This window comes from Arthrobacter sp. C152, from assembly GCF_054890965.1.
Window position 1 is genome coordinate 1 of sequence record NZ_JBTZSU010000036.1, and the last position, 13713, is coordinate 13713.

The 13713-nt window shown below is 63.1% G+C and carries 12 protein-coding genes; 3 read left to right on the forward strand and 9 right to left on the reverse strand.

Annotated elements, in window-relative coordinates:
- Window positions 1-65: 65 nt before the first annotated feature.
- From ACYSM9_RS18290 to ACYSM9_RS18300, 3 genes are all read left to right on the forward strand, one after another.
- The gene (locus ACYSM9_RS18290) at window positions 66-1379 is read left to right on the forward strand and encodes an MFS transporter (protein WP_461858377.1); all 1314 of its coding nucleotides are present in this window, start codon (window positions 66-68) and stop codon (window positions 1377-1379) included.
- Window positions 1380-1478: 99 nt separating this feature from the next.
- Complete coding sequence (locus ACYSM9_RS18295; RefSeq protein ID WP_461858378.1) at window positions 1479-1778, forward strand: antibiotic biosynthesis monooxygenase family protein; 300 nt, start codon at window positions 1479-1481, stop codon at window positions 1776-1778.
- 35 nt (window positions 1779-1813) lie between these two features.
- The gene (locus ACYSM9_RS18300; protein ID WP_461858379.1) at window positions 1814-2431 is read left to right on the forward strand and encodes a shikimate kinase; all 618 of its coding nucleotides are present in this window, start codon (window positions 1814-1816) and stop codon (window positions 2429-2431) included.
- 744 nt (window positions 2432-3175) lie between these two features.
- Here the strand turns inward: ACYSM9_RS18300 and ACYSM9_RS18305 are convergent.
- The 9 genes from ACYSM9_RS18305 to ACYSM9_RS18345 all read right to left on the reverse strand — a co-directional run bounded on the left by ACYSM9_RS18305 (window position 3176) and on the right by ACYSM9_RS18345 (window position 13710).
- Complete coding sequence (locus tag ACYSM9_RS18305) at window positions 3176-4441, reverse strand: MFS transporter (RefSeq protein ID WP_461858380.1); 1266 nt, start codon at window positions 4439-4441, stop codon at window positions 3176-3178.
- Window positions 4438-4914 (reverse strand): MarR family winged helix-turn-helix transcriptional regulator, encoded by a 477-nt coding sequence (locus ACYSM9_RS18310; RefSeq protein WP_461858381.1) that lies wholly within the window; start codon window positions 4912-4914, stop codon window positions 4438-4440. The genes ACYSM9_RS18305 and ACYSM9_RS18310 overlap by 4 nt, the downstream gene beginning before the upstream one ends.
- A 155-nt stretch (window positions 4915-5069) precedes the next feature.
- The gene (locus ACYSM9_RS18315) at window positions 5070-6203 is read right to left on the reverse strand and encodes an ABC transporter ATP-binding protein (RefSeq protein ID WP_461858382.1); all 1134 of its coding nucleotides are present in this window, start codon (window positions 6201-6203) and stop codon (window positions 5070-5072) included.
- 5 nt (window positions 6204-6208) lie between these two features.
- The gene (locus ACYSM9_RS18320) at window positions 6209-7981 is read right to left on the reverse strand and encodes an ABC transporter permease (protein ID WP_461858383.1); all 1773 of its coding nucleotides are present in this window, start codon (window positions 7979-7981) and stop codon (window positions 6209-6211) included.
- A 9-nt stretch (window positions 7982-7990) separates the two neighbouring features.
- Window positions 7991-9097 carry an ABC transporter substrate-binding protein gene (locus ACYSM9_RS18325; protein WP_461858384.1) on the reverse strand — a complete coding sequence of 369 codons (1107 nt, stop codon included), beginning with the start codon at window positions 9095-9097 and terminating at the stop codon, window positions 7991-7993.
- 53 nt (window positions 9098-9150) lie between these two features.
- Complete coding sequence (locus ACYSM9_RS18330) at window positions 9151-10017, reverse strand: amidohydrolase family protein (protein WP_461858385.1); 867 nt, start codon at window positions 10015-10017, stop codon at window positions 9151-9153.
- Between the two features lie 56 nt (window positions 10018-10073).
- Complete coding sequence (locus tag ACYSM9_RS18335; RefSeq protein ID WP_461858386.1) at window positions 10074-10973, reverse strand: ABC transporter substrate-binding protein; 900 nt, start codon at window positions 10971-10973, stop codon at window positions 10074-10076.
- A 111-nt stretch (window positions 10974-11084) separates the two neighbouring features.
- Complete coding sequence (locus ACYSM9_RS18340) at window positions 11085-11987, reverse strand: hypothetical protein (RefSeq protein WP_461858387.1); 903 nt, start codon at window positions 11985-11987, stop codon at window positions 11085-11087.
- 67 nt (window positions 11988-12054) lie between these two features.
- Window positions 12055-13710: a thiamine pyrophosphate-binding protein gene (locus ACYSM9_RS18345; RefSeq protein WP_461858388.1), complete on the reverse strand. Its 1656-nt coding sequence runs from the start codon at window positions 13708-13710 to the stop codon at window positions 12055-12057.
- Between the last annotated feature and the right edge of the window lie 3 nt (window positions 13711-13713).

Below are 13713 nucleotides of genomic sequence, written 5' to 3' on the forward strand. Positions count from 1 at the left end.
CCTCAGCCGGCACAAGCCGCCTGATCAACTGTCCACGACTTGCGGGCAACCCCAGCGAGGATGCGATGACAGCCACCGAAACCAGCACTACCCCCTCGGCCGCTCCCAACCAAACCAAAATGGCCCGACGCGCCGCGCTCGGAAGCTTCCTGGGCAGCGCCGTCGAATATTACGACTTCTTCGTCTACGGCACGGCCGCGGCCCTGCTGTTCAACAAGCTCTTCTTCCCCGGCGCAGACGAGACCGCGGCCATGCTCGCCTCCCTCGCCACCTTCGGCGCGGCCTACATCGCCCGGCCCCTCGGCGCACTGCTCTTCGGTCACCTCGGAGACCAGCTCGGCCGCAAAAACATCCTGCTCGCGACCCTGTTGCTCATGGGAACCTCCACCTTCGTCATTGGCGTCCTGCCCACCTACAGCACCATCGGCGCCTGGGCCCCTGCCCTGCTCGTCCTATGCCGGCTCCTCCAAGGCATCTCGGCCGGCGGCGAACAGGTCGGCGCCAGCCTGCTGACCATGGAACACGCCCCCGCCAAAAAGCGCGGCCTCTACACCAGCTGGCTCCTCAACGGAGCCGCCATGGGCTCCCTCCTGGCCACCGCCGTCTTCATCCCCATCGGCGCCCTCCCGCATGATCAACTCGAAACCTGGGGTTGGCGCGTGCCATTCCTGCTCAGCTTCGTCATGGTGTTCATAACGTTCATCGTCCGCCACGGAGTCGACGAGTCCCCGGACTTCGTCAAAGCAAAGCAGATCCGCCGCGTAGCGAAACTTCCCCTCGGCACTGTCCTACGCAACCAACCCCTTGCATTCCTGTCCGTCTTCGTCTCCGCCTTCACCATCGTCATCTCAACAGTGGTCCTCGTCTTCGGACTCTCCTACGCCACCCAGACACACGGAGTTGACCGGCCCACCATGCTTGCCGCGCTCTCCATCAGCCAAATCGTCGCGCTCTTCTTCCACCCACTGTTCGGAACACTTGCAGACAAAATCGGCTTCAAGAAGGTCTACGTCACCGGCAGCATCCTCTGCGCAATAGGAATCTTTGGCTTCCTGGGCGCAATCACCACAGGAAACACCGTCCTGATCGTCATGGCGACCCTCGTCCTCAAGGGCGTCCTCTACGCGGCACCAAACGCCCTGTGGCCGTCCTTCTTCGCCCAAATGTTCACCCCCGAAGTGCGTTACACCGGCGTGGCCCTCTCAACACAGCTGAGCTTCCTTCTGACCGGATTCGCACCCACCCTCTGCTACCTGCTCCTCGGCGATAACGACAACTGGATACTGGTAGCCTCCGCCATCGCCGCCACCTGCCTGCTGGCAGCAACCGCGGCAGCAATGTCCCGCACAGCCCCGCCCGTGGTGTCAGCCAGGAAGTAACCCCTGCTCCAGATACGCCCCGAAGCCGTCTCCCCCGGCTCCGGGGCCGCACTGCTGATCAGCCCAAGCCCTAAGAACCTTCAACCGAGGAATAAACCCGTGATCCACGAAATGGCCACCATTACAATTACCCCAGGCTCAGAAGCAAGCTTCGAAGCAGCAGCAGCACAAGCTGTGCCCCTATTCCAAAAATCACCCGGAGCCCTCAGCTTCCGCCTCGACCGCACCATCGAAACGCCCAATGAGTACACTCTCACCGTCGGCTGGACCACTCTCGAAGACCACATAGTGGGCTTCCGGGAATCCAGCGAATTCAAGCAATGGCGCGAACTCATCGGACCACACGTGGCCGCACCGCCCAACGTCAAACACCTTCAGCAAGCCTTTCAGGGGTTTTAGTACGAGGTACTGAGGCAAAACGAGGACACGTACGAATGACAGGTGGCAGCAGCGTGCACACGTATAGCAATTACGAACCACACGCCGATGAGGAAGCCCATGCAGGAGCAGGGACGAGGACACTCATGCGGCCTGTCGTCCTCATCGGACACACCGGAACCGGAAAGAGCACCGTGGGCCGCGAACTCGCCCGCCTGCTCGGTTGGCCGTTCCTAGACAGCGACCATGTGATCACCGACCGCCACGGTGACATCCCGACCCTATTCCGGGAACACGGAGAAGGAGCGTTCCGAACCTATGAAGCTGACATCATTGCCACCATCATCCAGTCAACCCACCCGCCCTACGTCTTATCCGTGGGAGGCGGTGCCGTCCTGCGGAAAGAGAACCGACGCCACCTAAACACGTTGACCGTGGTGGCCCTGACCGCCGACCCGGCGACTGTAATTCCCCGGCTGCTCCAAAACCCGGGACGGCCCCTCCTGCGGGGCAACCCGGCCGTGCAGTGGATGACACTTTACGAAGAGCGCAGACCGATATATGCCGCCATGGCGGACATAACCATGGACACTGGATCAGGAACTCCCGCCAGCCAAGCCCGGCAACTCCTCGCAGCTGTAAAGGAACCGAAGTTGACTAGGCCCAAGCCGTGAAACAGCACCACTGTAGCGCGCGTCTTTCCACTGGCATGGCACGGATTCGTCACAGAATTCGCCACCACTATGGAGCGCAACACGCGGGACCGAACTCTATGTGCGCCAGGAGGCGGGATACGACGCAGCAAGGTGAAGGTACACCCCAACCTGACGTCAATGCGTCTGACCAGGGAGGATCTGGCCTGTGGACGGATCTCCGTCTTGTTCTCGAATGACCGCCAAACCACAACAGGTGTCATCCCCACCCCCTGCACCGAGGGTATTCATTAGGTCCAGAATCTTTGGACTATTTCGGCTGTTCTCGAGATACCCTCACCCTCGTTTCCTTCCCCCGACTATCAAGGTGGACTCTGAGAACATCGTGAGCCACTGTCAATAAAACGGAATTTTGCCCTAATCTGACGCCGCCGGTCGTACGGAAATTCAAATGCTGGGCATGCCTTTAACGCATGCGACCGGCTTGAACGGCTGCCGAACTGAGGAAACCTGAGCGTGAGTCAAAGCGGAACGGCCAGCATCTGCACCAAAGTGGCAGGTGCCACCTCAAGTGTTGTGAGCCTGGGGGACTAGGGTCCAGAGCGAACGAACATTGACTCGACCGCCGTGTGGCCTGCACTGGCTTGCGGGCTCGTGGCTCCGGTGGGCAGTGGGAGGGCAGTGATCAAATGTGGGCCGTGCGATTCAAGGATTGCAGAGACCGCCAGCGCCCTCGATCGAGTCTCGACAAAGTGAGATCTCGACTCATACGTTGAAAGACCGGGGTACTTCACCATCGACCTTTTCAGAAATTTCTTCAAGCGGCGCTTTGTGATTCCGCATATAGATCCACGTTCCCATTGATGCCAGGGCTGTTCCGATGCCACCTGCAGCCAACGTGGCCTGGACTCCTATGGCCTCGCATAGCCAGCCGAGCAGGGGCGCGCTGATCGGGGAGGTTCCGCCGACTGCGATAACGAAGAGTGACATTGTGCGTCCCCGCATTGTTGGGTCTGCCTCGAGCTGGGCCAAGGATGTGGTGATGACCCTGTATGCGACGCCTGCCGCGCCCAGGAGGAACAGCAGGCCAAGGGTTGTCTGGATGACGGGTGCGAAGGCGGTGGCAAGGAGCAGGCTTCCGAAAATGAAGCTTGCAATGATTAGCCTGCCGGTGGTTGCTTTAAGGATTCCGGCAATCGCGAGGACGCCTACGACTGCGCCCGCTCCCATGGCGACAAACATTGAACTCGCGACTTGGGCGTCGCCATGGAAGACGTCGCGCGCGAGCAGGGGCAGGGTTACTGTCCATTCCCAGGCGAGCAATCCGGTGACGGTGAGTAGGAGCAGCGGTCCCAGCAGCCGGGGCCTGCTGAGCACGTGGCGCATTCCTTCGAGCAGTTGTCCTTTTGTGCGGGCGGCGTGGGTGGTGGGTGTTAGGTGGTCCGCTCTGACGAAAATAAGTGCAATAAGCACGATGCCAAACGACGCTGCGTTCACAAAGAAGCTGGCCGCCAGGCCGACGCTGGTAATGAGTACGCCCGCGATGGCGGGCCCCACCAGCTTGCCGGAATTGATCGTGATGTTGTTCAGCGTGAGCGCATTCGTCAGATATTGGCGGCCTACGATTTCGGCAATGAAGGTTTGTCGTGCCGGTTTATCGAATGCCTCGATCGTTCCGAGAACCACAGCTGTGACGAGCACCATCCATAACGAGGTGGTGCCGGTAGCGGTGAGCAGTCCCAGGACGATCGCGGGAAGGATGGAGGCTGTCTGCGTCCATAGCAGGATTCGGCGTTTGTCCATGCGGTCCGCCAGCAGGCCACCCCATGCGGTGAACAGCAGTGTTGGGAGCGCCTGTAGCGCCAGGGTCACGCCGAGCAGCGCCCCGGAGTCCGTCAACTCAAGAACAAGCCAGGCTTGGGCGATCTTCTGGGTCCATGTGCCGATTTGGGACATGGACTGGCCGAAGAAGTAGAGCCTGAAGTTCCGGCTTTGCAGGGAGCTGAAGGTTGCGCGAAAGTAGCGCCTCATGCCTTCGTGTCCAGTAACCGCACCAGCGCGGGCAGCGATTCGAGAAGCCTGCGTTGGTCGCTGTGCGGCATGGCCGAGATTCTGTCGGCCAGGAACTCGTGGGCGTGCACGCTGGCGACGTAAAGGAGATGCTCACCCACTGGCGTTAGGGCCACCTGCCAGCTTCGGGCGTCCGTGTCGTCCTGGGTCCTTTTGACCAGTCCCATTTCCTCCAGCTTGCCCGTTAGGCGTGCTGCGGTTGGCCTGCTGATGCCTTCGATCTGGGCGAGTCGCCCGGCCCTGATTCGCCCGTGCCGCCCGACGCTGTCGAGCGCGGACAGCTGCGCCGGGGTGAGCCCCGCACCGGAGTGCTTCCTCAGCAGGCGGGCCAGCCGGGTGATCGTTAGGCGCAAGGCGTCGACTCTCGGGTCGATGCTGCAAAGTTTCGCTGCCGCCTGGGGCCGGACGGGAGGATTGAACGCAGACAGTGACATGTTGCTCCTGGTGCTGTTTGGCCATTGGCTGCTGGAAATACTTGGTTGGCGTTGGGAGGGACCACGGGGAGCTCGCACTCCTCCGTGGTCCCTCGGCTGTTCCTTTGGGCAATCCGAACCTGGCGGGCTGCGCTGCAGGTCTCGTCGTCTCCTTGTCAGTTGGCGAGGTAGCGTGCGTGGAGGGGGTGGATCCGTACGCTCACGGAATCCCCTGGCCGTGCTGTCAGGCTTGCGGGAGCGGATGCTGTCAGCTTTGTCCCGTCGACATCGATGACCAGTTCCAGCCGGTCGCCGAGGAACTCGGCTCCAATTACACGTCCTGCTACCTCGTTCCGCGACGGGCTTCCCTCGGATGATGGTGTTGCGTCAATTTCAAGGTTCTCAGGCCGTATGCAGACGTTTCCGCCCTGCGAGGCGAGGTTCGTTTCCTGTCCTTCGCCTGCGCACAGCAACTGCCCGACGTCGGTCTTGACAAGCACGCCGCCGGCAACGATGGTCGCCTCGCGCACCGGAACCAGGTTTGCGCTGCCGATGAAGTCGGCGACGAATGCTGAGCGGGGCTGCTGGTAGAGCCGCTCCGGACGGTCGATCTGCTCGATCCGCCCTTGGCTCATGACGACAACAATGTCCGAAAGGGCCAGAGCCTCGGCTTGGTCGTGGGTCACGTATACGGATGTCACGCCGAACTGTTCCTGGAAGGCGCGGAGCTCCAGCCGGAGTTTGGCACGCAGTTTGGCGTCCAGGTTCGACAAGGGCTCGTCGAGCAGCAACACCTCGGGTTCGGAGAGGAGGGCCCGGGCAAGGGCAAGGCGCTGCTGCTGGCCACCGCTGAGCTGGGTGGACCAGCGGTCTGCATACTGTGCCAGTCCGACTTGGTTGAGCATGTCCAGGGTCCGCTGCTTGATGTTTTGCTGGCCCTTGCGGTTGCGTCCGTGCCGAAGCGGGAAGGCTGCGTTATCAAGGACCGTCATGTGCGGCCAAATGCCGTAGGACTGCGGCACCATCGCGATGGGCCGGTCTTCCGGTCGGATCTGGATGTTCTGGCCTCCGTCGAACACGGTCTGTCCGGCCATGATGATCTTGCCTTCGTCGGGCTGTTCGAGCCCGGCGATGCATCGCAAGGTGGTTGTTTTGCCGCAGCCGCTGGGACCGAGGAGAGTCACGAACTGGCCCTTGGGCACTTCGAACGATATTCCGTCGACGGCGTACGGCAGCTCACCGTGGCGGGAGCGGCCGTAGCTCTTTCGAAGCTCGTGGATGGTGATTGAGCTTTCTGTTGTACGTGTCATGTTGCTCATGCTTCTTTCTCGGAGGTCCCGCGCCGGTTGACCAACAGGACCGCAATCATTGAAATCACCAGGATGATGACGGCCAGCGCACTTGCTTGCGGGTAGTTGACGCTTGAGGTGAACGAGTCCCAGACCGCCACTACGAGCGTTCGGTTGTCTGCGCTGGTGAGCAGCAGGGCGATGGGGAGTTCGCCGAGGGCGTGGGCGAAGACCCAGAGCCAGCATTTCCACAACGCCTGGCGCAGCAGGGGCAGCAGGATTTTCACGGTGACTGTGAAGGGCGATGCCCCGGTGACGCGAGCGGCTTCGATCAGGCCTTCGTCCAGCTGTAGCAGGGCCGTTTGCACGAGCCGGGATCCGCGGGGAAGGAAGCGTGTCACGAGGGCGACGATGATGATCCAGACGGTTCCGTAGATGGGGATGGGAACGAACAGGTACAGGAACAGGACCGCGGCTCCGAGCACGACGCTGGGGACGCCAAAGACGAGGTAAGTGGATTCGAACAACACGACGCTGCCGCGGAAGCTGCGGCGGTGGGCAGCAACGGCGATCCACACCGACATCGCCGTGGTGGCAGTCGCTGTTATGAGTACCACGACCGCCGTGTTCAGCATGATTTCGCCCATTCCTGGATCGGTGAGGATCTTGGCGAACTGGGTGAAGCTCAGGTCGGCGATGCCGTCCCAGGTGATGGGTCGTGAGAACGGTGACAGGCTGGTCCAGAGAAGGGCAAGGATGGGCAGCACGATCCCGATGAGCATGTACAGGGCGATGACGGTGAAGACCGGGATGCGCCACTTGCCCAGCGGTGTGCGGGATTGGCGGTAGGCCTTCCCTACGACGACCTTGAACCGGTGGGTGTCCTTGATGCGGCGTCGGTAGACCAGCAGCATGGCGAAGCACAGCACGAGGATCAGCACACCATATGTGGTGGCCTGGCCGTAGTTCGGCGATCCCGTCGGTGGCTCCAGGGAATGCTGGATCAGGCTGCTGAAGACAAAGATCTGTTTGGGCAGGCCGAGCAGGGCCGGGATGGCAAACCCTTCCAGGACCACGACGACGAACAGCATCGAGGCGGCGGAAACGGCCGGCCCGATCAGGGGGAAAACGATGAGCCGCAACCGGCGCCACAGGGGCGCGCCGACGGTTGCCGCGGCCTCTTCGAGTTCCGGGTTCAGCCTGGCGAACGCCGGTGCGATCATCAAATACATGCTGGGGACCCCGAAGATTCCCATCACAACGATCATTCCGGGCAGCGAGTAGATGTCGATGGAGAGCCCGAGGGTTTGGCGGATCAGGATGGCCAGTGGTCCGTTGGCCGGGTTGGCGACGAGGGCCCACGCGATGGCCATGACGACAACGGGCACGGCCATGGGTGCCAGGGCCATGGGGGCCAGGATCCTGCGGCCGGGGATGTCGGTGCGTTCGAAGAGGTAGGCCAGGGACACGCTGAGGACCAGGGCAATCAGCACCGAACCGACGACGTAGATGGCGGTGTTGAGCGTGACTTCGAGGAGCCGGCTGGACTGGAAGACGTGAATGTAGTTGTCAAAGGAGAACCCCTTGACGTCGAAGGGCAGTTTGGTTGTTGAGGCTTTGAAGCTGCTGTAGAAGAGGACTGCGAGTGGGACAACGATCAGGTATCCCACGAGCAGGATCATGGCTATGTTCAGCGCTTTGCTGCCCAGTCCATGGCGGGTCCGGCTGACGCGTTTTGGTTGTTCGGGTGGCGGCGGCGCATCGCCGATGGCGGGCGCCTCAGTGGCGTTAAGAGTCATGGGAGTCGCCTACCCCAGGTCCGTTCCGAGGGCCTTTTGGGCCTTGGGGAAGAAATCTGCAAGGGCGTTGTAGTTGTCGATTGACCCCGTCGAGTGCCAGGTGATCTTTGCGGTGCACAGTGCCTTCACGACGGGGCTCTGGTCCGGCTGCGAGCAGTCGGTTTCCTTGGGGATGCGTGAGTTGTAGGTCGTCGCCAATGCGGCCTGGGCCTCGTCGGAGGAGAGGAAGGATGTCAGCAGCACGGCCGCGGCCTGGTGGGGAGCGCCTTTGGGAACGTAGAGGAAGGTCTCGTTCGTGTTGGTCGGTGAAAGGGGTGCTATCTCGACCGGGGCCCCGGACTTCTGTGCCTGCAGCACGAGGTTGATCAGGCTGGTGCCGAGGGCAACCTGGCCGCTTTCGATCAATCCCTCGGACTGGGTTGTATTCGGGGTGAAATGCGGCTTTTGGGCCTTGAATTGCTCAGCCCAGCTGAGGGCCTTGTCCTGGCCGAGCGAGGGGTCGACGTTCCAGACCGTCATGAACGATGCGCGTGACTCTGCACCGATCTGGCCGTCCTTCCAGCGCGGCTTGAGCAGGTCCTCCCACGTGCTGGGCACGTCCGCCGGCGAGACCATATGCTTGTTGTAGGCCCAGACTTTCGGTGCGGCCCAGATGTACACGGCGTTGTTCTCGAAGATGTTCTCCGGCTTGATGCCGTAGGCGGCCCAGTCCACGTCATCGGCGAGGTCGAGCGAGGGAGGCACGGTCAGTTCGCCGGCAGCGGCGACGTCAACGGACACCTTGCGGGCGGCCTGCTCCATCTTGAGCTGGCTGACCTGGTCCGGTGCCTTGGTGTTGGTGTACTTGACCTCAATGCCCGGGTACTTCTTCTGGAACAGATCAATGGCAGGCTGCATCTGCTCCTGCGGCTTGGGCGCGGACCAGGCAACCTGGCCTTCGCTGGTCGCCTGCTTGACCAGGTCATCCATTGATGTAGGGAGCTTGGACGCAGCGCCTCCGGTCCCGCCGCATGCGGAGGCCGTAACGGTCACGACCGCGAGCACAGCCAGCAGCCTAAAACGTGTCCGGCGCTGGGCGTGCAGGGCGGGTGCCTTGGTGGTTGTCGTGTTCTTCATGAGAGTCCTCCTGGTTATAGTCTGCGCGCCGGCGGCTTTGACGGCGCGGACGTTTAGCGCGCGATCACTGCCGCGCTGTAGATTCGGGCCGCATTGCCGCCGAGAACCGCTGCCCGCTGGGTGTCGTCGAGTTCTGGCAGGTATCCCTCAATGGAGCGGCGAAGCTCGTCCAGGGTTCCTGCGGAGGCGGGGAAATTGGAGCCCCACATCAGGCGCTCCGCCCCAAAGGTTTCAACCAGCCTGCCAAGGACGTCGGTGACGTTGACGTGCGGTTCGTCCTTGAGCCTCTTGATCGCCGGCGGGGTGATCTTGAGGTGGACTCCGGCGAAGCGGGCGAGCTGGCCGAGTTCACCAAGGTGTTCGTAGGGCGGTCCGCCTGCGGCGTTCGGCCGGCCGGCGTGGTCCAGGAGAACCGTCATCGTGGGACGGGACTCAAGAACCTGGGCCAGCTTCGCCGCGTCCTTGGAGTGCATCTGGATGCACACAGGAACAGCGTTTTCGGTCACGTAGTCCCAGACGCCGGTCATTCGTTCGTCGGTGACGCCGGCGCCCGGGGTGGGAACTTTGGTCGTCCCGTCGGACACCCGGATCCGTACACCGCTGAAGCCCTGCTCCTCGATCAGCCGCCGCAGGTCCTCCACGGCGGAGTCGGCGAGGAAGTCAACGGCGCCGACACCGACAAGGCGGTCGGGGTACCGGGCGATGGCTGCGGCGGCATAGCGGTTATCAAAACCGTAGACGGTGGAGGCATGGACAAGCGCCGCCCGCTCGATGCCCGCATCGTCGAGGCTGCGGATAAGGCCGTCGACGTCGACGTGCCGGGTCTGGGACCATTCCGACCGGGTGCCGCCCAACGGTTTGGGCGGGTAGGTTTCGGTGTCCGCCGAGACGGCGTGGGTGTGGGTGTCGAAGTACTGCATTGGTCCTCCTGGGACGGTGGTTTCAAAAGCGGGAGTCCGGTCCGGGCGAATCCCGGTTACGGCTCCCCCACGAATTTCTCGAAGTCGGCGAAGATCTTCCCGGCGGACAGGTCGCCGGAGATGACGTCCTGCTCGCGGGCGTAGCGAAGGGCTGTCTCCAGCGTCGCCATCAGGCTGTCGGTGACGCCGTACTGGATCACTTTCTCCCTGGTAGTTCCGGCGGGAACGTCCGGGCGGGCGGCATCAATGCTTTGCTGCAGCGCGCGGTACACCGCACGGACCCCGTCCGGGTTTTCCTCTGCCAGGTCCCGCCGAACGACCGCAAGGTGGTTGATCGGCACCCAGCCGTGGTCCGAGTAGTACTGGTCCTGGCGCGCCTTCCAGTCCGGCAGCAGCGGCTCCAGGCCCGGAACATGGTCGGCCGAGCGGGCGCCCATGACAACGGCGGACAGTTCCCCGGCGGTGAGAAGGTCCACGAGCTTGCGCTCGGTGCGTTCGACGTTGGCCGGCTCGGGGGCGGTGGCGACGTGGGGGCCTTCGGTGGTGACCCAGGTGACGTCCTGGGTGCGCAGGCCGTACGTGTCTGACAGCACGCCGCGCACCCAAAGCCCCGTTGTCTGGCTGTGAGCCCGGACGCCAACCTTGCGCCCGGCGAGGTCGTGTGGGGTGACGCTGTCCTGTCCGTTCCAGATGGAGATTGAACGGTGGTGGAAGTTGCCGTGCAGGACAACCGGGAGCGCCACGATCGGGCAGTCGGCTTCGATGGCCTGGAAGAGCGTGGCAATTGCCAGTTCAGAGACGTCGTAACGGCCCTCCCGCACCATGGGAGCGAAGGCCCGGTGGATTGGTTCGACATCGACGAAGTCAAGGTCGACGCCCTCCGCGACCACGGTGCCGTCCTTCAGGGGCCGGGTGTGTTCGTAGTCGCGCAGTGCGACAGTCCATGTCGGGGTCATCGGAGCTCCTTTGCTGAATGACCTTTTGTTATACAATTGGCCTCAAATCTATCAGTGATGGCGGTCACAAACAAGGCGTTTCGGGTCATTTCGTCTAACAATCCGCGCTTCTTAGCCGCCGAGCCGGGAGGCGGGGACGCCGAGGGCGGTGCAGGTGCGAGCAATGAGTTCGTCGTAGTCGACGGGGCGGGGAAGCAGTTCCTGTTCCCACGCGTACTGGGCCGCGGCGGTCACGGCAGGGCGGAGCGCTGCGAACCCGTACGGTTCCAAGGGAATTCCCGGCCCGGTTTCCTTGCGGGCTTCCAGGCGTTCTGAGATGGCGTCGTACATGCCGCAGACGGCCCCGCCCAGTTCCCGGGCGGCGCTTTCGCGAACGGCGAAGACGTGGTTGACCGGGACGTAGCCCACCCTTTCGGCCCATTCCCTGGAGGCGGTCGCGGGGTCGCTGATCACGCTGTGCACCGAAGGATCATCGGGGCGGTCGTTGCCCATGACGGCGTAGTCGACGCGGCCTTGGAGCAGGTCCTTGGCGAGGCCGGCGCCTTCCTCGGCCCGCTGGACCCATGCGGGCTCGCCCTGCTCGGGGACGTGGCCGTCCTCGTAGGTGCGCCAGTGGACCGAGCGCAAGTCGATCTTGTACTGGTGGGCCAGGAAACCCCGTACCCACATACCGGTGGTCTGGCTCCAGGCCCTGACGCCGACGGTGCGGCCCGGGAGTTCCTCGACGGAGAGCTCCTGGGTGCTGATCAGCGTCTGGTGCTGGTGGCGGCCCAGGGCGGTGAGCGGGAGGAACAGCACCGGCCGGTTGTGTGCCACCGCCTGGAGCATGGTGACGATGGCGATTTCGCTGACCTCGTAGTTTTGTCCGCTGACGAACGGCTTGAAGCCGTTGTGTACCGGCCGCAGGGGGGACGCTGTCACGCCGCCGACGGATTCGTGGGATTCGAGCGCGGCGAGGGCGGCGCCGGCCAGCTCTTTGTCGTTGATCAGGAACTCAATTTCGGCTGTCGTCATTGGACTCGCCTTCCTTTCTTGAGGCGAACACATCACTGTGCTCGCAGGTGGGATGCCTGTCGGCGGGTCACACTTCCTCGGCGTACCACAGGCGGCGGTAGGGGATGCTGATGACCTCACGGGTGATGCGGACGTCCAGGACCGTGGGGGCCGGGTTCGCAACGAAGGCCTGGACGGCGGCCTCGAGCTCGGCGATGGTGTGGATCTTCGCCCCGTTGCCGCCAAGGGCCACGGCGGCGGCGCCTAGGTCCGGTGATGGGATAGCGGTCAGTGCAGGGTTGAGCCCATGTGCCGCCGATTTATGGAATTCGGCGCCAAGGGCCTCGTCGTTCATGACGACCACCAGCACTGGCCACTGGTAGCGGCATGCGGTGTCGAACTCCGCCAAATGCATGATGAAGCTGGCGTCGCCTTCAACGACAAACGTTGGCTGGGTGCGGGCGGCGCTCCACCCCATGGTGAGCAGCGGTGCCTGGCCGATCGCCCCGAAGAGTCCGTAGTTGGAGACGATTTCGCGTGGCCGGGTGAACAACATCGTTCCGAAGTCGGTCTGGTGGCCACTGCCCATGACGAGCGGCAGTTCCTTCGGGGCCACCCGGTCGAGGGCGAGGATCACTTCGCGCGGATCCAGCCGGCCGTCCTCCCTGTGGAAGTCCTCTTTGATGGTGTCGGCTTCCAGGAGGGCGGCGGCGGCGTCACGGGTGTGGTAGCCCTCGCCGCGGCCCGGGGTGTCCGGGAGTGCCTTGACGATTGCCTCCAGGGAAGGGCGGGCATCGCCCCGGACGTAGCAGTCAACGGGCTGGCCGGTTCCGGTCACGACCTGCTCGGCGTGGTCGAGGTGGATGATCCTGGCCGTTGGATACAGGTAGCCGTGTTCGGTCGAGTACTGGTTCAGGCTTGCACCGATTGCGACCAGGCAGTCCGCTTCCTGCATCAGTTCGTGGGCTGTAGCTGTTCCGTAAAGGCCAGAGATCCCGGCGAAGTATTCCGTCTGATCCCGCAGCCAGTTTTTCGTTTGCAGCGTCGTGGCGATGAGGGCGTTGGTTTTCGTTTGCAGCTCCAGGACGAGATCCCCGACGTCGGCGGCGCGGGCACCCTTGCCGACGAGGACGACGACCTTCTCACTTTCGCTGAGGATCTGTACAGCCTGGTCGATGCGTTCCGGTGCCGGCTGCGCCAGGGCGGTGTCGATCAGGTCAATCGAGGGAATATATACGGGTGCCCCGTCGAACTCTGCCTTCTGGATGTTGGTGGGTGCGCTGACCATGACGGGGCGGGACGTGGTCCGGGCCAGCCAGAACGCCCGCTGCACAGCTTCCTGCGCCCGTGCCGGTGAGTTGACCTGCACGAATCCGCACTCGACGCCGTCGGCGAACTTTGCCTGGTCGAGGTACTGCGTTGCTCCCAGGTCCCCGAGCGGCACTTCGCCGCTGAAGATGACGAGCGGTGTCCTGGCCCTACTGGCGCAGACCAGGCTGGTGGCCAGTTGGGTGACGCCGGGACCACTGGTGGTGGATGCCACGCCGGGTTTTCCCGAGCCCCGTGCCCATCCGTCGGCCATCGCGAGCCCTGAGCCTTCGTGGCGGGCCTCGAACAGCGTCGCCCCGCGCTCGGCCATGGCGTACATCCAATGCATGTTGGCGTCGCCGGTCATGCCAAAGACGTGGGTTGTTCCTTCGGCGATAAATGCGTCCGCCAGCGCTTCATAAACCTTTGTCATCATTGC

Coding starts and splice junctions, on each gene's coding strand:
- ACYSM9_RS18290 (WP_461858377.1), top strand. CDS start 66: ATGACAGCCACCGAAACCAGCACTACCCCCTCGGCCGCTCCCAACCAA.
- ACYSM9_RS18300 (WP_461858379.1), top strand. CDS start 1,814: ATGACAGGTGGCAGCAGCGTGCACACGTATAGCAATTACGAACCACAC.
- ACYSM9_RS18305 (WP_461858380.1), bottom strand. CDS start 4,441: ATGAGGCGCTACTTTCGCGCAACCTTCAGCTCCCTGCAAAGCCGGAAC.
- ACYSM9_RS18310 (WP_461858381.1), bottom strand. CDS start 4,914: ATGTCACTGTCTGCGTTCAATCCTCCCGTCCGGCCCCAGGCGGCAGCG.
- ACYSM9_RS18315 (WP_461858382.1), bottom strand. CDS start 6,203: ATGACACGTACAACAGAAAGCTCAATCACCATCCACGAGCTTCGAAAG.
- ACYSM9_RS18320 (WP_461858383.1), bottom strand. CDS start 7,981: ATGACTCTTAACGCCACTGAGGCGCCCGCCATCGGCGATGCGCCGCCG.
- ACYSM9_RS18325 (WP_461858384.1), bottom strand. CDS start 9,097: ATGAAGAACACGACAACCACCAAGGCACCCGCCCTGCACGCCCAGCGC.
- ACYSM9_RS18330 (WP_461858385.1), bottom strand. CDS start 10,017: ATGCAGTACTTCGACACCCACACCCACGCCGTCTCGGCGGACACCGAA.
- ACYSM9_RS18335 (WP_461858386.1), bottom strand. CDS start 10,973: ATGACCCCGACATGGACTGTCGCACTGCGCGACTACGAACACACCCGG.
- ACYSM9_RS18340 (WP_461858387.1), bottom strand. CDS start 11,987: ATGACGACAGCCGAAATTGAGTTCCTGATCAACGACAAAGAGCTGGCC.
- ACYSM9_RS18345 (WP_461858388.1), bottom strand. CDS start 13,710: ATGATGACAAAGGTTTATGAAGCGCTGGCGGACGCATTTATCGCCGAA.